19 protein-coding genes are annotated in these 16,638 nt (G+C 32.4%); 5 read left to right on the top strand and 14 right to left on the bottom strand.

What is annotated here, in order from left to right; all coding sequences use genetic code 11:
- Nucleotides 1–13: 13 nt before the first annotated feature.
- On the top strand, nucleotides 14–571 hold the full coding sequence (locus tag JJQ60_RS00980) for a YeeE/YedE family protein (RefSeq protein ID WP_201916084.1): 558 nt from the start codon (nucleotides 14–16) through the stop codon (nucleotides 569–571).
- Nucleotides 572–574: 3 nt separating this feature from the next.
- Entirely contained in the window at nucleotides 575–988 is a 414-nt protein-coding gene (locus JJQ60_RS00975; RefSeq protein ID WP_201916083.1) for a DUF6691 family protein, read from the top strand.
- On the opposite strand, the gene JJQ60_RS00970 is transcribed toward JJQ60_RS00975, so the two are convergent.
- The 14 genes from JJQ60_RS00970 to JJQ60_RS00905 all read right to left on the bottom strand — a co-directional run bounded on the left by JJQ60_RS00970 (nucleotide 985) and on the right by JJQ60_RS00905 (nucleotide 12,009).
- Complete coding sequence (locus JJQ60_RS00970) at nucleotides 985–1,983, bottom strand: 2-hydroxyacid dehydrogenase (RefSeq protein WP_201916082.1); 999 nt, start codon at nucleotides 1,981–1,983, stop codon at nucleotides 985–987. The two genes, JJQ60_RS00975 and JJQ60_RS00970, sit on opposite strands and share 4 nt — an antisense overlap.
- A complete protein-coding gene (locus JJQ60_RS00965) occupies nucleotides 1,964–2,632 on the bottom strand; it encodes a hypothetical protein (protein WP_201916081.1) in 669 nt (222 codons plus the stop codon). Before JJQ60_RS00965 ends, JJQ60_RS00970 begins: the two co-directional genes overlap by 20 nt.
- A gap of 11 nt (nucleotides 2,633–2,643) precedes the next feature.
- The gene (locus JJQ60_RS00960) at nucleotides 2,644–3,144 is read right to left on the bottom strand and encodes a hypothetical protein (protein WP_201916080.1); all 501 of its coding nucleotides are present in this window, start codon (nucleotides 3,142–3,144) and stop codon (nucleotides 2,644–2,646) included.
- A gap of 9 nt (nucleotides 3,145–3,153) precedes the next feature.
- Nucleotides 3,154–3,597 carry a hypothetical protein gene (locus JJQ60_RS00955; RefSeq protein WP_201916079.1) on the bottom strand — a complete coding sequence of 148 codons (444 nt, stop codon included), beginning with the start codon at nucleotides 3,595–3,597 and terminating at the stop codon, nucleotides 3,154–3,156.
- A gap of 66 nt (nucleotides 3,598–3,663) precedes the next feature.
- Nucleotides 3,664–4,107, bottom strand: coding sequence for an Hsp20/alpha crystallin family protein (locus tag JJQ60_RS00950; RefSeq protein ID WP_201916078.1), 444 nt, complete (start codon nucleotides 4,105–4,107; stop codon nucleotides 3,664–3,666).
- Between the two features lie 103 nt (nucleotides 4,108–4,210).
- Complete coding sequence (locus JJQ60_RS00945) at nucleotides 4,211–4,627, bottom strand: hypothetical protein (RefSeq protein WP_201916077.1); 417 nt, start codon at nucleotides 4,625–4,627, stop codon at nucleotides 4,211–4,213.
- 185 nt (nucleotides 4,628–4,812) lie between these two features.
- Entirely contained in the window at nucleotides 4,813–6,183 is a 1,371-nt protein-coding gene (locus JJQ60_RS00940) for an MBL fold metallo-hydrolase RNA specificity domain-containing protein (RefSeq protein WP_201916076.1), read from the bottom strand.
- Nucleotides 6,184–6,194: 11 nt separating this feature from the next.
- Entirely contained in the window at nucleotides 6,195–7,037 is an 843-nt protein-coding gene (locus tag JJQ60_RS00935) for an ATP cone domain-containing protein (protein WP_201916075.1), read from the bottom strand.
- 124 nt (nucleotides 7,038–7,161) lie between these two features.
- Nucleotides 7,162–7,587 (bottom strand): hypothetical protein, encoded by a 426-nt coding sequence (locus tag JJQ60_RS00930; protein ID WP_201916074.1) that lies wholly within the window; start codon nucleotides 7,585–7,587, stop codon nucleotides 7,162–7,164.
- A 13-nt stretch (nucleotides 7,588–7,600) separates the two neighbouring features.
- Complete coding sequence (locus JJQ60_RS00925) at nucleotides 7,601–8,452, bottom strand: universal stress protein (RefSeq protein ID WP_201916073.1); 852 nt, start codon at nucleotides 8,450–8,452, stop codon at nucleotides 7,601–7,603.
- Nucleotides 8,453–8,518: 66 nt separating this feature from the next.
- Nucleotides 8,519–9,367: a universal stress protein gene (locus tag JJQ60_RS00920; protein ID WP_201916072.1), complete on the bottom strand. Its 849-nt coding sequence runs from the start codon at nucleotides 9,365–9,367 to the stop codon at nucleotides 8,519–8,521.
- Between the two features lie 65 nt (nucleotides 9,368–9,432).
- Nucleotides 9,433–10,281 (bottom strand): universal stress protein, encoded by an 849-nt coding sequence (locus JJQ60_RS00915; protein ID WP_201916071.1) that lies wholly within the window; start codon nucleotides 10,279–10,281, stop codon nucleotides 9,433–9,435.
- Nucleotides 10,282–10,306: 25 nt separating this feature from the next.
- A complete protein-coding gene (locus JJQ60_RS00910; RefSeq protein WP_201916070.1) occupies nucleotides 10,307–11,158 on the bottom strand; it encodes a universal stress protein in 852 nt (283 codons plus the stop codon).
- Between the two features lie 2 nt (nucleotides 11,159–11,160).
- Nucleotides 11,161–12,009 (bottom strand): universal stress protein, encoded by an 849-nt coding sequence (locus tag JJQ60_RS00905; RefSeq protein WP_201916069.1) that lies wholly within the window; start codon nucleotides 12,007–12,009, stop codon nucleotides 11,161–11,163.
- A gap of 142 nt (nucleotides 12,010–12,151) precedes the next feature.
- On the opposite strand from JJQ60_RS00905, the gene JJQ60_RS00900 reads away from it, so the two are divergent.
- From JJQ60_RS00900 to JJQ60_RS00890, 3 genes are all read left to right on the top strand, one after another.
- Nucleotides 12,152–14,560, top strand: coding sequence for a heavy metal translocating P-type ATPase (locus JJQ60_RS00900; protein WP_201916068.1), 2,409 nt, complete (start codon nucleotides 12,152–12,154; stop codon nucleotides 14,558–14,560).
- A complete protein-coding gene (pdxH, locus tag JJQ60_RS00895; RefSeq protein ID WP_201916067.1) occupies nucleotides 14,541–15,149 on the top strand; it encodes a pyridoxamine 5'-phosphate oxidase in 609 nt (202 codons plus the stop codon). Before JJQ60_RS00900 ends, pdxH begins: the two co-directional genes overlap by 20 nt.
- A 130-nt stretch (nucleotides 15,150–15,279) precedes the next feature.
- Entirely contained in the window at nucleotides 15,280–16,563 is a 1,284-nt protein-coding gene (locus JJQ60_RS00890) for an alginate export family protein (protein ID WP_201916066.1), read from the top strand.
- Nucleotides 16,564–16,638 lie beyond the last annotated feature (75 nt).

Below are 16,638 nucleotides of genomic sequence, written 5' to 3'. Positions count from 1 at the left end.
AAAAATAATGTATATGAATTGGGTTTATAATCCATGGCCCTGGTATGTATCGGGGCCATTAATAACATTAGTGATGTTTTTATTGCTAATGATTGGTAAAAGATTTGGGATGTCTTCTAATTTAAGAACAATGTGCACTCTTTGTGGTGCGGGCAAAACATCTGACTTTTTTAGGTTTGATTGGAAAACGCAACGCTGGAACCTTATCGTTGTTCTTGGTGTAATTATTGGTGGATTTATTGCTAATACCTTTTTATCCAAGGACTCTGCGGTAGACCTCAACCCCGCTATGATTATTGATTTGAGGTCTAAAGGTTTTGAAAGTGCAGGGAATGCATATATGCCGGATATATTATTTTCTAATGATGTGTTTACCAGTCCCAAAAATTTATTGCTACTAATACTTGGAGGTCTACTTGTTGGTTTTGGAGCTCGATATGCGGGAGGATGTACCTCTGGACATGCCATCTCTGGATTAGGCAATCTACAATTACCTTCGTTGATTGCTGTAATTGGTTTTTTTATTGGAGGTTTACTCATGATTCATTTCATTTTCCCTTTAATCTTTTAGTATATGCGCTCTATCATCTATTTAAGTATCGGTATCTTCTTCGGAATTATTCTATTCAAATCTGAAGCTGCTTCATGGTTTAGAATCTATGAAATGTTTCAATTTGCATCTTTTCACATGTATGGAATTATTGGTTCTGCAGTTGGATTAGGTGTTATTGTAATTCAACTTATTAAAAGATACTCAGTGAAATCTTTTTATGGCGATCCTATAACCATTACTCCCAAAGACAGAAGTTTTAGTAGATATATGTTTGGTGGAATTATCTTTGGGTTAGGATGGGCTCTTGCAGGTGCATGCCCAGGGCCTATGTTTGCACTATTAGGAGCAGGATATACTCCAATTATTATTGTAATCCTTTCGGCTATTTTAGGGACTTTCTTATATGGAGTATTAAAAGATAAACTACCCCACTAATTTTTATCAGTAAGTTCATTTTTACCAGGTTGATCTTGGCTCCAACAGTTAATATTATAGAATGTAGCTTCGGCTATATTACTAAGCGCCTCTTGAGTAGCAAAACCTTGATGTGGAGTTAGTAATACATTAGGCAAATTAATCAAACTTTGCAAGGAAACATCTTTTGGTTTATTTTTCGAATGATCATAGAAGAATATACCACTCTCGTGCTCATATACATCTGTACCATAGCCTGCAATTCTTTTTAATTCTAATGCTTGTATGATATCTTCAGTACAGACCACTCCTCCTCTAGCCACATTAATTAATAACGTGTGTGTTTTCATATGCTGAATAACATCCTTATTGATCATATGATGTGTTTGAGTGGTAAGAGGAATACTTAAAAAGATGATATCGGATCGTTTACATAAATCTTCTAAATCGGTATAAAAAACATCATAATTTTCTTTTAATTTAGAATCCTCATAGGTATCCTTAGCTAAAATATGACAACCAAATCCATGCATTATTTTAGCAATTACTTTTCCTATCCTACCTGTTCCGATGATACCAACTGTTTTCTGATCTAGATCAAATCCTACTAAATTACTTAATGAGAAATTATAACTATTTACCTGGGTATTAGAAAGGATTAACTTGCGATTTAATGCCAGTAAAAGTGCTACTGCATGTTCTGCAATAGCATTTGGTGAATACCCTGCAGTATTAGCCACTTTGATATTTAGTTTTTTTGCTGCAGTCAGGTTCACATTGTCATATCCAGTAGAGCGAAGAGTGATGTATTTAATTCCAAAATCCTTTAATTTTTCTAGGACTAAAGATGAGGCATCATCGGCAGAAAAAATAGAAATCACATCAAACCCTAAGGCTAATCTCGCGGTTTCGGTAGTAAGTCGTTCTGGAATATATTTAATTTGATGTTCATTATTATTGGCCTTCTCAAGAAAAGGTATTTCAAAATCTTTGGCACTATATATCAAGATCTTCATCTGTTAGTTCTTCTTCTATAATTAATAATTGCTGTCCTTTTAATGCCCATACCAATACTTTAACATAATCATTTACTGCTTTCTTAGTACTCTCAGGTTCTGTAATATCTATAGAACCTCTCCAGATTAACTCTCGATCTTTATCTGGACAAATACAATACAATGATGATTCTGCATGAAAAACTTGATATTCTTCGTAATAATCTTCATCATGAAAGATTTCCTGATTTTCAAAATAATCATCTCTAAAGCTTTTAAAATTTTTATCAAGATTTCTATAGGCTTTTACCACAGTTACTTTATCTTCAATACCAACTACTTTTGAAAGTAATATGGCATCAAAACCTTGTTGTATTAATTCTTCTTCTAATGCCATTAATTCTTCTTCGGTTCTTGGTGAGATTGTAAAATTTTTCTGAAAGAAACCAAGGCTCTTTACTGCATTAACTCCACTCTTTTTTAATTCTGATGCTAGTTTTTTTTCAAATATTTTTCGATTGCCATCATCAGGAGTTATACCAATAACCAATACTTTTTGAGCTTCAAAAGTGTCAATATCCGGATTCTTCCAATTTTCGACTAATTCACTAGAAGTACAGCTATACAATACCACTGCAATAAATAACAAAAGTATATATGGTTTTTTCATAATTTTTAGGTTTATTTTATAATGTTATTTAATCGTTCTACAACCACATTGGTATACTGTGGTGTTTTCTCTATAATAGATTCTCCAGATATAACATCTATATCTTCCAAGGCAATGTTACTGCTTCCTACGGTAGATAAAATGATAAGTTTATCCAGTCGATCAGGATGGTTTTTAATAAATCTTTTAACATTGCGTGGCGGACTCCCATATTCCCAGGAGTTAATAATAACTAAGGCATCCCATTTTTCAATATTTACAGTAAATAAAGTATATACATCTATTACTTTAAAGTAGATCGTATCTTTCTCATAATGTTTCAAGATACCTTGTACTAATGAATCTTTGAATCTACTTCCTTGTGAAGCTATTAACACCTTAGTTTTTAGGTTAGAGTCATTAACCTCAAAAGGAATCACTGTATCCATAGAATATGTATACTCGTACCACGCCCAAAACCCGGCGAATAATATTAAAGCGGATAAAACAATTATTTTGAGAATACGTAACATCTAAATATTTTAACGCAATAGCCGTTTTTGTTTTTCTTGTTTCATGATAGTCTTGATCAAGTCAAAAATCTGTCTCTTTACATTTTTGTATTCGTTTAAATAGTTTGCTATCTCAACAAGCAATACCCTATGGTCTTCTTTGTATTGTTTTTCTTCTTTTGGTTGATCTATTCCATCGAGTAATATAGTGAGTTCATTATGGTGATTAATTATTCTTTTTAATAAAGGATCTATCGTTTTCTTTTTTTGAGATAACGCATTCACTACAGCTTTACTTTTTTCAAAAGTTGCTCCAGAAATAAGTTGTAGTATATGATTTTCGATTAATTCATCTAAAAAATGCTGCTCATCTTTTATGAATTTGAGCTCTGAAACCCAATTTAATGAAGTCTCATGCAGCTCCTCTGGACTTCTCCACTCAATATATTTCACATTTGGTTCTTTCGATTTCATAACTATTGGTATTTTATCTTAGAAAAGACCTCACAGGTTTTTAAAACCTGTGAGGTCAACATACAACTAAACTATGTCAATCACTCTTTTAGGTGGTTCTATAGCGTCTTCCTTTTTTACAAGATTTAGTGTAAGAATTCCGTCTTTGTAGATAGCTTTAACATTTTTGCCTTGGTCTACACTACTGGGTAATTGTAGTTTTCGGTCAAATGAGTTATAATTGAACTCTCTACGCGCATAGTTTTCATTTTCTTCAACTTCTTCTTTACTGCTATTTGCGCAAATATGTAGAATATCGTTCTCTAGGGTCACTTCGATATCTTTTTTAGAAAAGCCCGGAACAGCAAGTTCAATTTCAAAGTCGTTTTTATTTTCTTTGACATTCATTGCAGGAACATTTTTATCTCTCATGAAAAAGTCATCTGCAAAAAAATCATCAGTATCCATCCAAGTTGCTACCCTATCATTTATCCAGGGCAATCTGTTTTTGTTAAATTTAATTATTGACATAATAGTGTGGTTTATTAGAGTTATTAATTTATTTATATTGCTAAAATTAAGATGGTTAAGCCCCTTTACAAATGACAAATATCAGTTTAAAGATTTTTTAACTTTATTTACATCTCTTTCTAAGAATACCTCCAGTATAATTAAAAACATCGGCTTTTAGTTTTCTAAAACTTTTATAGAAATCATCAACTGTTATTTTCATTAACTCGTGCTCTTGATAGTATGAATGATCGTAAGAAATCGTGTGATATTCTAATAACCCTCCCAGTTGATTTTCGTGCTTATTAATACTCTTACGTATGTATGCAATTTCTTCTTCTGCAATTATAATTTGTTCTTTAAATCCTTGTAAGTGTTCAAAAAGATTAGGTGTTGAGGGTTCAAAAATGTACGCATTGAGTAATTGATTCATAAATTGAATTTCTACTTCTATAAAATGAAGGCTGGATTTCCATTCTAATGTATCTAAATGAATTTCCTTGAGCTCTTTTCCTGACGATGGTGGTATTGCAGTTTTCATTTTTCTAAGTTTTAAGGCTATTGAGAAAATTAACCATATAAAAGCAATAAAAAAATGATAATTATCAGGTTATGAGAGCTTTTTGAAGAAAAACAAAACCTACGTGTTCATAAAATTTTACTTTGTAACCACGAATGTTTTTTGGAAATTAGGGATAGCGAACCATGGTTCGAGATCTCAAAAAATCAAACCAGGATTTCGATAACTTCATATAATTTTGGAATATAAACTTTCCAGCGATGTGTATCTTGTATTTTTACTCGTAATGTGTCGGCGGCGGTAGCTTCTCCATGAATCAAAAAAACTTTTTCTGGTATGTTTTTGATCTTGCTCATCCAGTCTAACAATTCTTGTTGATCGGCATGGGCAGATAGACTTTCAATTTGATGAATTTTTGCTCTAACGGGATAATATTTCCCAAATAATTTAATTTCATGCGCTCCCTCTTGTAATAATCTTCCTCGGGTTCCTTCGGCCTGAAAACCTACTAATACAATAGTGGTTGTATTATAATCAACAAACTGTTTTAGATATGTAAGCACTCTACCACCTGTAACCATACCACTTCCTGCAATAACAATTTTGGCATGAGGTTTATCAATTACCTCCCAGGTTTCTTTATATGAGGTAACAATATTAATATGATTACAGATGGCATGATATTCTTGTATTGATAATTTATGCCAATCCGGAAAATTTTCAAAAACTGAAAGCACATTATTCCCCATTGGACTATCTACATATATCGGAATATTGGGAATACGGTTTTTTTGATATAATTTCCACAATATGTACATTAATACTTGTAACCTTTCTACCGCAAAAGAAGGGATAATCAAAATCCCCTTTTTATAAAGGGTATCTTTAATCAATTCTATTAATTTTTCTTCTACATCTTCAGCAGGGTGTAATTTGTTACCATACGTGCTTTCGACAAAAAGGTAATCTGCCCATTTTGGTTTTTCGGGAGGATTAAGAAGTATATCATCGCTTCTTCCCACATCGCCAGAAAAGACGAAAATTTTACCATAGAGTTCTAATTCTATGAACGTAGATCCTATAATATGTCCGTTATATTTATATCGATATTGAATATCCTTGGATAGAGAAATCCACGTATTTTCTTTCTGACTCTTAAAGTATCCTATTGTCTTTTCAGCATCTTTTTTGGTATAAAAAGGTAAAGCTGGGTCATGTTTTGAGTATCCTTCTTTATTAGCTCTTTCAGCTTCTTCTTCATGTATTTTTGCGCTATCTCTAAGGATAATTTCGGTTATAGCTAATGTAGGAGGTGTTCCTATAATATCTCCGGTAAACCCTTGCTTGATTAATCTTGGTAAATAGCCAGTATGATCTAAATGCCCATGTGTGAGTAATACGACATCTATATCAGGTGTATTTATAGGTAAATCTTTCCAATTTAATTGCCGAAGCTCCTTCACTCCCTGGAACATCCCACAGTCTACAAGTATATTTTTTTGCGGTGTTTGGATATAAAACTTTGATCCTGTAACGGTTCCGGTAGCACCTAGAAAATGAATTTTAATTGCTGGCATAATGGTTTGTTTTAGACATTACACAACATTTTTATTTCATTTAGAATCTTTAGTTTTCGTTGTTCTGAAATCCCTAAATGATCCAGATAAAACACGTCGTTAATAAGCTGCATGCATAATACAATATCCCGGCTTAATAAAAATTGTTTTTCGCGATTGGTTAATAATGTAGATACAGTTACCGGATATAATCCTAAACGATCTATTCTATCTTTAAGTCCATTACCCATCGGATGATCCCAACTCAATAAATATAATCCCACGCATTCTCCATATCGAATAGCATCTTTGGTAAAACGCGTATTGGTAACTACCCAACCTTTATCTGGAGTCATATCTCCATTGTTCTGTTCTTGATTTAGAATTATGATATCTTGATATCGGGAATGAATGTACAGAGGCACTTTAACATTGCAATTACGACCCTCTTCACTATGAAACTTACATTCTATAACAAGATATTGATTATTTTTTCTAGCGATAACATCTACTTCATGGGAAACACATTTTCCTTTAATATTTTGCCCAACTGCTATTTTATAACCAGAATACTTCAACATGGTGGCTACAAAACGTTCAAAAGGAAATCCAGTAGGGCCCAACTCATATATAGCTTTTTTAAGCTTATATCTTGAAGCAAAAAATGACTTCTTTTCTTTTAGTAAAGCAAACGCACGGTTATAAATCTCTTTGGTAGAAATTCCTTGATATAGCTCATCTCTGACCTTATATAATATTTGCTCAACAAACTGATCATCGGCTCCACTGCGTTTAAGAGATTTGCGTAATTTATGAATTGAAAATTTGGCTCGCTCGCCAGAAGATTTTATAATATCAAAATCCTGTTTTTGCATATTCATTCTTTTAAACCCAGGGGGATAATTTGATTAACGAGAGTTTTACATAGAAATTAATTGTACATAAAACTCTCGTTAGCTGATCTAATTCAGAATCAGAATATATTATGTAAACGAAAGATTAAGCAATACTCTTCTTGCGTTTTTTGAAGTAATCTCTTACCAAGGCCTTTGTTTGGTTTTCTGTCATGCTATCTGCTTTAAAAACACCTTCCACTTTAGCACTAACATCTCTATACTTTTCTTTTAATTCTTTATTAAATTTTTCTCCAGTTTCTGCAGGTCCGAAAATGGCTACTTTATCTGCTTCTTTTAGATATGAAGCGACCTCTGCAAAATAAACTCTAAACTGATTTTTTTCGCGTTCCAGATATTTACTGTCCTGCACTACATCTTGCGGTCCTCCTTTTAATCGAGTTCCAGATCCACCATGAATACGAAAGTCTTCAATATTTGATATAATTGTAATCATGTCTTCCCCATCTTCTTTTACTGTAATAATATGGGCCTTTTCTTTATCCATCCAGATTCCTATATTCTTGTTCATCTTATTTCTATTTTTAATTTCTTAAATCGTGTAAAGCTAATACTGGCACCTTAGAATAGCGCCCAAGACTTTTTACCATTGGTCTAGAAAATACACTTCCGAAGAAACTATGTTTTCTATTAAAAAAAGTAATCATATCACTCTCTCTACTCTCAACAAAACAACGTACTGCAGATTGTGGATCAACATTAGTTACGGTATGAAATGTATGTGGTAATCCATCAAAAATTTCTCCTAGTAATTTTTTATTGTTCTCCTGTTCTTCATCAAGAGGGTCTCCATTTGATGCATGTAAAATTCTAATAGCTGCATCGCTCATTTTTGCAGCTTCTACGATATCCTGAAGTTCTCGACGTTTAAAGTTCATTTTATAATCTGTAGGGAATACTATTTCTTCAAGATCTTTGTAGCTTGCTTCTTCTGGAATTGCCATCACAGGACAATTTCTGGATTTTTCCATTACCATAACGGTATTGCTTCCAAAGACAACATCTTGGGCTGCTGTTTTACCTTTGGTCCCCATAATAATCATCTGAATATCTTCTTTATCAACAATATCCTTGATTGCATCTAGTAAGTTATTAAATTGTGATACCATAAAGAATTTATGATTAGGAGATTCATCTCTAAAACTCAACCTTTGTAAAATTTTGCCTAGTCCTTGTTCTGATTTCTCTTTAGCCTCTTCGTAAAGTTTTTCTCCAGGTTCTGGTACCATCATGCTTTCTAATGCATAGCCAGTGGCATTAAAAGCATTGAGTATATAAAAATCGCAGGTTTCATTTTTATATAATTCTATAGCATATTGTATGGCATTCCATGCGTTTTTTGAAAAATCGGTAGGTAATAAAATCTTCTTTTTCATTACTTAAGTTTTTAAGGTTTACAGTATAAATTTATGGGTCATAACTCTTGGAAACTATGATAATTATCAGCTGGCCGTTGGAATTACCAGAAATGGTATTGATGCATGAAATCCTATCTTTTTAATAACAGGTTCGTGAGTAATGCTTTCTATAAAACTATGTTTGTAGTATAGCATGGCTAGCATATTTATATTCATCTTGTCTATGAACGTATTAATCACTTCCGTTTTTTTGTCAAACCGCGACATCCAATGTAATGTATAATTGTATCCTTCAAGATGTTCTTTAAGCTTCTTAAAATTATGTTCTTGCAACTCATCCAACTTTTCTTCTTCATGGATGTGCATGATCCTAATATTTGAATCAAATAACGAGGCCATTTGTAAAAGAGGTTCAAGTTCTTCTTTACTATAAAATCTTCTGAAATCGGTTGCAAAGGCGATATCTACAAGTTTTTCAAAATCAAATTCATCAGGTATAGCCAATATTGGACAATCTTTAATTTTTTGAATTGCTCTAACCGTATTACTACCCATAAAAATCTCTTTAGCACCACTTGCTCCCTTGGTTCCCATAACTACAAGATCAATATTCTTGCTTTTTATGGTTTTATTAATGGTTTCAGATAATTTTTTGGAAACAGAAATAGTTTCAAAAGTGTGATCAAACTCATCTGCATCTCTAACAATTGAATGGTACGTTTCTAAAAGCCTGTCTTGAGATTCATTACTTAGCTGATGATATAACAAATCCCCTTTACTTGTATCAATCCGGCTGGTTAAAACGGGAGTATTTACATCAAAAGTATTCAAGATATAAAACTGGCATTTCTGGTGCTGAAATAAACGGGTAGCATAGAAAAGTGCACTATATGCATTTTCTGAAAAATCGGTTGGTATAAGTATTCGTTTCATGACAAATAGTATTATAAGTGATACATAAAACTATTTCTAAAATCTGAAGAATACTATGACAATTCTCAGGTATCTGAAGGAATAATTAAAAAAGGAATGGCGGTATGAAATGTTATTTTTTTAATCACTGCTTCTCTTGTAAGTCGTTCTATAAAGCTGTGTTTATAATTAATCATTACCAACATATCGATTTCAAGTTCTTCGATAAATGCCTGAATGGCTCTTTCTATAGTAGAAAAATCAGGGATGACATGAAAATCATAGGGAATCGACTTGAAATAATGCTCGAGATTATTCGAATTATAACGCTGTATCTGATTTAACTTTGGCGTATCATATACATGTATCATTCTTACAGTGGCGTTATGACTTTTGGCAAGATCAACTATTGGCTTTATCTCTGAATTATAGTACATTCTTTCAAAATCTGTTGCAAAGGCTATTTCGGTAATGTTATCAAAAAAAGAATCCTCTGGTACAACTAAAATTGGACAGGCATCAATATTTCTAATAACCTTTTGAGTATTGCTTCCTAAAAAAACTTCTTTAGCGCCGGTAGCTCCTTTTGTACCTATAATAATCATATCAAAATGGTTCTCATTAATTGACTCTTCCATTGCTTCTATCAAAGTACCTGGTTTTGAGATAGATTTAAAAACATGTTTCTCATCAGGATTAGAATTTATGATATCAGCCATTACCATTTCCAATGTCTGTGCAGATTTCATTTTAACGGCTTCATAGTAGTGGCCTACTCGTTGCGAACTCACCGTACTAATAAGTTGCACAGGAGTAACATCAAATGAGTTAAGAATATAAAACTCACAAGAAACATCTCCATACAACTGCATAGCATACAATATGGTATTCCATGCATTTTCTGAAAAATCGGTAGGAATCAAAATTCGTTTCATTGGTTTATATTTTAAGTTTTTCAAACTATTGTATTCTTTTCTCTGATGGGATCACCAAAAAAGGAATATTAGTATGATAGGCTATTTGATTAATCACCGGTTTAAACAAAAGATTTTCGAAAAATGAATGTTTATTATGAATCATAACCAGTAAATTAATTTTGTGCTTTTTCTGAAAATCTTCAACGGCTTCTAATACATCTACTCCCTCAGCAATATGAAATATATGAGCAATGCCCTTGAAATATTCGTCCAAAAAATCTTTAACCTCTTGTTGTTGATTATTTAACGGAACCCCATAGTACGCATTCAAAATATTTAATCTACACACATGAGTATTACATATTTCTTTTACAAAGGGTAAATATCTATTATCTATACTTAAATGATAATCTGTAGGAAATAAAATGTCTTTAGGTTCTTCAAAATCAAATCCAGAAGGAACTGCAATCACTGGGCATTTTACTTTCTTAATAGTATACATAGTATGGGTACCTATAAAAACTTCTTTGGCGCCTGTTGCTCCTTTGGTACCCATGATAACCAAGTCAATATTATATTTTTCTATCACCTCTTTAATTTCGCCAATAAGAGTATTAAAAGCAGATAACTGTACAAATTCATGTTTCGGATTCGTAAACTCTTTCCTTATCCTTTCCTCGGTACGTTTTATGTCTCTTTTAGAATTTAACATTGCTACATCTTCCATACCATAGGGCGTGGGATTTTCAATAAGATACCCTGTATGATAAGAAACAGGAGTAAAAGTATTGAGCAAGTAAAATGTTGCTTTTTCTTCTTTAAAAAAATGTAGTGCATATCGAATTGCGTTATACGCATTTTCTGAAAAATCTGTAGGTAATAATATCCGTTTCATTGTTAGTATCGTTGTAAATTTTGCATTGTTAAAAATGGAATCTTGATAGATAACCCTATTTTATCAATTGTGGATTGATATAAGACATTCTCTAAATAGGAATGCCTAGAATTAACCATTACCAAAAAGTCTATGTCATGTTTTTTTATAAATTCATTTATTGCCGTAGTAAGATTTTCTGCTTCTACTCTATGAAACTCAAGTTCTGACTCTGGTAGAGATGACATTATAAAAGCTTTATTATCTTCTTGTCTTATTGATAGTTTGTCAAAGTTTGACACATGTAAAAAATGAATCTTGGATCTAAAACTTTTAATTAACGTGCTCAATAATTTTAATTCTCTTCTCATAAAGGGTAATAAGTAATCTGTAGGGAAAAGAATTTTTTTGGGTTGATCATAGGAACACCCTTTTGGAATGGCCAAAACTGGGCATTTTACGTACTTAAGTACTTGTAATGTATTACTCCCAAAAGTAAGATTTCTATCATCTGTTTTACCTCGAGTCCCCATAATTAGAATGTCAATATTTTCTTTATCTACTAAGTCATTGGTCTCATCGATCAACGTTCCAAAACTTGATAATGTATCATAATCATGTCTTGGATTTGGTGAAATTTTACGTATTTCTTTAAGAATCTTTGCTAATTGCTTATCAGAGTTTTGACGTACAATTTCTTTTAATTCGTCAAAAATATCACGAGAAACCAAGGCATTATGATCATAAACTTCATCGGCATATGCATGTAGAATAAAAAAATGACTTCGTTCGTACTTAAAAAGCTCAACAGCATATCGAATGGCATTCATTGCATTTTCAGAAAAATCTGTAGGAATTACTATTTTTCTCATCGTTACGCTCTTTTTGATAGTTTATCCAAATCTAGATAATGACAAAGGTAGAAACTATGATTTTTGTCAGTTAAGAAATGATGACATTTATCATAGTATATTGTGTGATACTTTTTCAATTTTGTTGCAAAACAATATCTCTATGATAGAGTCAACTTGTTTTCACTGCGGAAACGATTGTGGTAAAACAATTATAAACTTTGATCAAAAAACATTCTGTTGTAATGGGTGCAAAACTGTATATGATATTTTTTCGACTCATGATTTATCCTGTTATTATGACCTACAATCTGCTCCTGGAGCCATCCCTGAAGAAATTAAAGGAAAATACGATTATCTCGATACTGATACTATTGCTGAAAAATTAATAGAATTTAATAATGACAGTACACAAATCATTACCTTAAACATTCCTCATATACACTGCAGTTCCTGTATCTGGATTCTAGAAAACTTACATAAACTTCAGCCCGGTATTACTTTTTCTCAAGTAAATTTTCCAAAAAAAAATGTTCGTATTACCTTTCATAAAGAACAGCTCTCACTAAAAGAAGTAGTACTCTTATTAAGTTCTATAGGATATGAACCCTATATAAGTCTTGATGATTATACTTCTGGGAAAAAACATATTGATCGTAGTTTATTATATAAATTAGGAATTGCAGGTTTTGCATTTGGCAATGTCATGTTCTTATCTTTTCCAGAGTATTTTGAAATATCAGAATATTGGTTAGAGCAATACAAATATGTTTTTAGATGGTTAATGTTTAGCTTTTCTTTACCAGTGGTATTCTATGCTGCTCAGGATTACTTTGTGTCTGCATATAAAGGACTACGATCTAAAATATTGAATATTGATGTTCCTATAGCATTAGGGATCATGGTATTATTTTTAAGAAGTACTACAGAGATCGTTTTTGACCTTGGTACAGGTTTTTTTGACAGCCTTACGGGGCTTGTATTCTTCTTATTATTAGGAAAGTTTTTTCAACAAAAAACATATTCATTTTTATCATTTGAGCGCGATTATAAATCCTATTTCCCTATTGCAGTGACCCGAGTTATAAAGGCAAAACAAAAGAATGAAAGAAAAGAAGAAAGTGTACAAGTATATGATATCAAACAAGGCGATAGGTTATTAATTAGAAATGAAGAATTAATTCCTGTAGATTCTATTCTTATTGAAGGTAATGCTCAAATAGATTATAGTTTTGTTACCGGAGAGAGTGAATCTGTTACGAAACTATCTGGCGATAAACTTTTTGCTGGCGGAAAACAGTTATCAGGAGCTATCGAAATCGAAGCGCTCAAATCGGTAGAACAAAGTTACCTTACACAGTTATGGAGCAATGATATATTTACTAAAGACAAATCTGCATCTTTCGTTAATTTAACCGATACCATTAGTAAGTATTTTACAATGGTCATTTTATGCATAGCAGTATTGGCTACTATATTTTGGTTATATATCGATGCCTCAAAAGCCATTAATGTATTAACTGCTGTACTCATTATTGCCTGTCCTTGCGCCTTGGCCTTAGCACGACCTTTTGCTTTAGGAAATGTGCTTAGAATCTTTGGGAAAAGTAAATTTTATCTTAAAAATGCTGATGTAATTGAACAATTGGCAAAAACCGATACTATTATTTTTGATAAAACTGGTACCATAACTACCAATAAAAAAAATAAGATCGAGTATCAAGGATTGCAATTAACATCAGAAGAAGAATCTTTGTTAAAAAATACACTTCGAGCATCAAATCACCCACTAAGTAGATCTCTTTATGCAATCTTAGCCGAACATAATATCTACCCCCTAGACGAATATCAAGAGTTTACAGGAAAAGGAATCGAAGGAAAATCAGAGCAGAATACCATCAAGATTGGTTCTTCTAGATTTGTAGGCAATCAAAACGAATCTGAAGTACTTAATACTGCAGTACATATAAGTACAAATGATCAATACAAGGGCAAGTATGTTTTCTATAATCAATATCGAAACGGGATCAAAAAAGTATTTCATGTTCTTTCAAAAACTTATAATCTGTCTATCTTATCTGGTGATAATGAGGGTGAAAAAAAATATTTAAAACAATTGCTTCCTAAAAAAACTAAATTACTCTTTAACCAAAAACCCGATGATAAACTCAATTATATAAAATCGTTACAGCAGCATCAACAAAAGGTAGTTATGATTGGTGATGGTTTAAACGATGCTGGTGCCTTAGCGCAAAGCGATGTTGGTATTGCAGTATCAGAGAATGTTAATGTATTTTCTCCTGCCTGCGATGCTATATTAGACGCCTCAAAATTTGATCAAATCTCGACTTATATTTCAACTTCAAAAAGGGCTCTAAAAATTATCAAGTCAAGTTTTGTGTTATCTTTCTTATATAATATTGTAGGTTTATATTTTGCAGTTACTGGTCAGCTTTCACCACTTGTTGCAGCCATTTTGATGCCTCTGAGCTCGATCTCGGTAGTATTATATGTGACACTACTTACTAATATCTACAGTAGAAAACTTAAAAATGATGAGTATATCAAGTGATCATAATCCTATACAACATTTTCAGAAATGGTTTCATGAGGTCGATATTGCTCATCCCGAAATCGAAACTAATACCATGTTTCTTTCTACAATCGGGATCGATGGGTTTCCAAAAAGTAGAATCGTATTATTAAAACGTTTTACATGGGAAGGATTTATCTTTTTCACCAATTATAAGAGCGAAAAAGGAAAAGCAATAACTGCTAATAATAATGTATCTATATCTTTTAATTGGGCACCGGCAAAACGAAAAGTTCTAATTACAGGAAAAGCATCTAAAATATCCGAAAACCTTTCTGAAGGATACTTCGAATCTCGCCCTGAAGGTAGTAAATTAGGTGCTTGGGTTTCTAAACAAAGTGAAGTAATTACATCTCGCGAAATACTGAACACCCGATTAAAACATTATGAAGCCAAATTCAAAAATAAATCGATACCCAAACCTAAATATTGGGGAGGATATATTATTAAACCTAAACGAATGGAATTTATTGAGCACGATCTATCAACAGGTTTTAGCCATTTTATAAGATATACAATACAACAGAATTATAGTTGGGAAAGAAAAGAGAGTTATCTAAATCTATAAACCTTCTCTTTTAAAGAGAAAACGATCATGCTTAAGTTCATAAACTATTAATATGTAAACGATGATAAATATCATGTTTTAACAAAAATTTTAGATCAACATTTGTGATACCAAACCAATATCACTTCTGATGAAAGTTATTAAATCTCTTCTTGTTCTATTTCTTGTCCTTTTTACAACCAACTCATTTTCTCAATTAATAATTGATGCAGATCTGCGATCACGATTCGAATATCGTCACGGATTTAATAATTTATTTCCTGATAATGCAGATCCAGCAGCATTTGTTACTCAGCGTTCGCGACTTAATGTTGGATACCAGCAAGAAAAGTTAAAACTGTTTCTTAGTATTCAGGATGTAAGCACTTGGGGAGATACACGCCAAATATTACTTAATGATGGAAACGACTCCTTTTCCTTATTCCAGGCTTGGGGGCAAATATTTCTTGACCAAAATTGGTCTTTAAAAGCGGGTAGACAAGTTATTTCTTATGATGATCAACGTATTTTTGGTGGGTTAGATTGGGCTATGCAAGGGCGCTTTCATGATGCCGCGTTAATTAAATATGAAAGTGAAGACTTCAAGGCAGATATTGGAGCCGCTTTTAGTCAAGAAGGACAACCCAACGAAGGAACAGGATTTAATATTCAGGGATTCTTTACGTATAAAGTAATGCAGTATGCCTATCTAAAAAAGAACTGGGAAAAAACTTCTGCAAGCTTTCTGTTTTTGAATACCGGATTTCAAAAATTTACCGGAGTCGATAATGATGAGCCTGATGGAACTTTTTATAGACAAACCGCTGGTTCTTATTTCACTTTTCCCATCAAAAAAGTCAATATCGCAGGTAGCATTTATTATCAGTTCGGCAAGGCAAATGCAGATACCGATTTAAGCGCTTATCAAGCTTCTTTAGAAGCTACATACAAACCCAAAAAAACGCTATATGGATTAGGTATAGAAATCCTAAGTGGTACAGATCAAGATGGGGATGATAAAAACAAATCTTTCTTCCCTCTTTATGGAACTAATCATAAATTCAACGGTTATATGGATTATTTCTATGTAGGAAATCATGCTAATAATGTTGGATTAAATGACCTGTATGCTAAAGTCGTTTTTACAACCGGAGAAAAATCTACGTTGTTACTAAAAGGGCACTATTTTATGGCTAATGCAGATTTAACAGGTGATGAAGATAAGTATCTGGGCACTGAATTAGATCTTGTTTTTACCCAAAAAATCATAAAAAATGTAAAACTGAACCTAGGGTATTCACATATGTTCGCCTCAGAAAGTATGTCGCTTATAAAAGGAGGAAGACCACATGATAATACCAATAATTGGGGTTGGGCACAATTAATCATCAATCCTAATCTTTTTACTACAGATTTTAAAAAGGAAAATGAATAAAAATGCTTATCTTATTAATCACATAATAAGAAGGTTACATTAAATAAAAAATGATCAATATAGATATCATTTAAA

The organism is Aquimarina mytili, assembly GCF_016735115.1.
In the GTDB taxonomy this organism is placed as follows: domain Bacteria; phylum Bacteroidota; class Bacteroidia; order Flavobacteriales; family Flavobacteriaceae; genus Aquimarina; species Aquimarina mytili.
The sequence above is the reverse complement of the archived record's forward strand: the minus strand, read 5'-3'. Positions and strand labels throughout refer to the sequence as shown.

Bases quoted from the DNA above. Each gene is read 5' to 3' on its own strand.
- JJQ60_RS00905 (WP_201916069.1), bottom strand. From the start codon at position 12,009: ATGAGAAAAATAGTAATTCCTACAGATTTTTCTGAAAATGCAATGAAT.
- JJQ60_RS00965 (WP_201916081.1), bottom strand. From the start codon at position 2,632: ATGAAAAAACCATATATACTTTTGTTATTTATTGCAGTGGTATTGTAT.
- JJQ60_RS00960 (WP_201916080.1), bottom strand. From the start codon at position 3,144: ATGTTACGTATTCTCAAAATAATTGTTTTATCCGCTTTAATATTATTC.
- JJQ60_RS00940 (WP_201916076.1), bottom strand. From the start codon at position 6,183: ATGCCAGCAATTAAAATTCATTTTCTAGGTGCTACCGGAACCGTTACA.
- JJQ60_RS00920 (WP_201916072.1), bottom strand. From the start codon at position 9,367: ATGAAACGAATACTTATACCAACCGATTTTTCAGAAAATGCATATAGT.
- JJQ60_RS00930 (WP_201916074.1), bottom strand. From the start codon at position 7,587: ATGAACAAGAATATAGGAATCTGGATGGATAAAGAAAAGGCCCATATT.
- JJQ60_RS00975 (WP_201916083.1), top strand. From the start codon at position 575: ATGCGCTCTATCATCTATTTAAGTATCGGTATCTTCTTCGGAATTATT.
- JJQ60_RS00945 (WP_201916077.1), bottom strand. From the start codon at position 4,627: ATGAAAACTGCAATACCACCATCGTCAGGAAAAGAGCTCAAGGAAATT.
- JJQ60_RS00970 (WP_201916082.1), bottom strand. From the start codon at position 1,983: ATGAAGATCTTGATATATAGTGCCAAAGATTTTGAAATACCTTTTCTT.
- JJQ60_RS00890 (WP_201916066.1), top strand. From the start codon at position 15,280: ATGAAAGTTATTAAATCTCTTCTTGTTCTATTTCTTGTCCTTTTTACA.
- JJQ60_RS00980 (WP_201916084.1), top strand. From the start codon at position 14: ATGAATTGGGTTTATAATCCATGGCCCTGGTATGTATCGGGGCCATTA.
- JJQ60_RS00955 (WP_201916079.1), bottom strand. From the start codon at position 3,597: ATGAAATCGAAAGAACCAAATGTGAAATATATTGAGTGGAGAAGTCCA.
- JJQ60_RS00915 (WP_201916071.1), bottom strand. From the start codon at position 10,281: ATGAAACGAATTTTGATTCCTACCGATTTTTCAGAAAATGCATGGAAT.
- pdxH (WP_201916067.1), top strand. From the start codon at position 14,541: ATGATGAGTATATCAAGTGATCATAATCCTATACAACATTTTCAGAAA.
- JJQ60_RS00935 (WP_201916075.1), bottom strand. From the start codon at position 7,037: ATGCAAAAACAGGATTTTGATATTATAAAATCTTCTGGCGAGCGAGCC.
- JJQ60_RS00925 (WP_201916073.1), bottom strand. From the start codon at position 8,452: ATGAAAAAGAAGATTTTATTACCTACCGATTTTTCAAAAAACGCATGG.
- JJQ60_RS00910 (WP_201916070.1), bottom strand. From the start codon at position 11,158: ATGAAACGGATATTATTACCTACAGATTTTTCAGAAAATGCGTATAAC.
- JJQ60_RS00950 (WP_201916078.1), bottom strand. From the start codon at position 4,107: ATGTCAATAATTAAATTTAACAAAAACAGATTGCCCTGGATAAATGAT.
- JJQ60_RS00900 (WP_201916068.1), top strand. From the start codon at position 12,152: ATGATAGAGTCAACTTGTTTTCACTGCGGAAACGATTGTGGTAAAACA.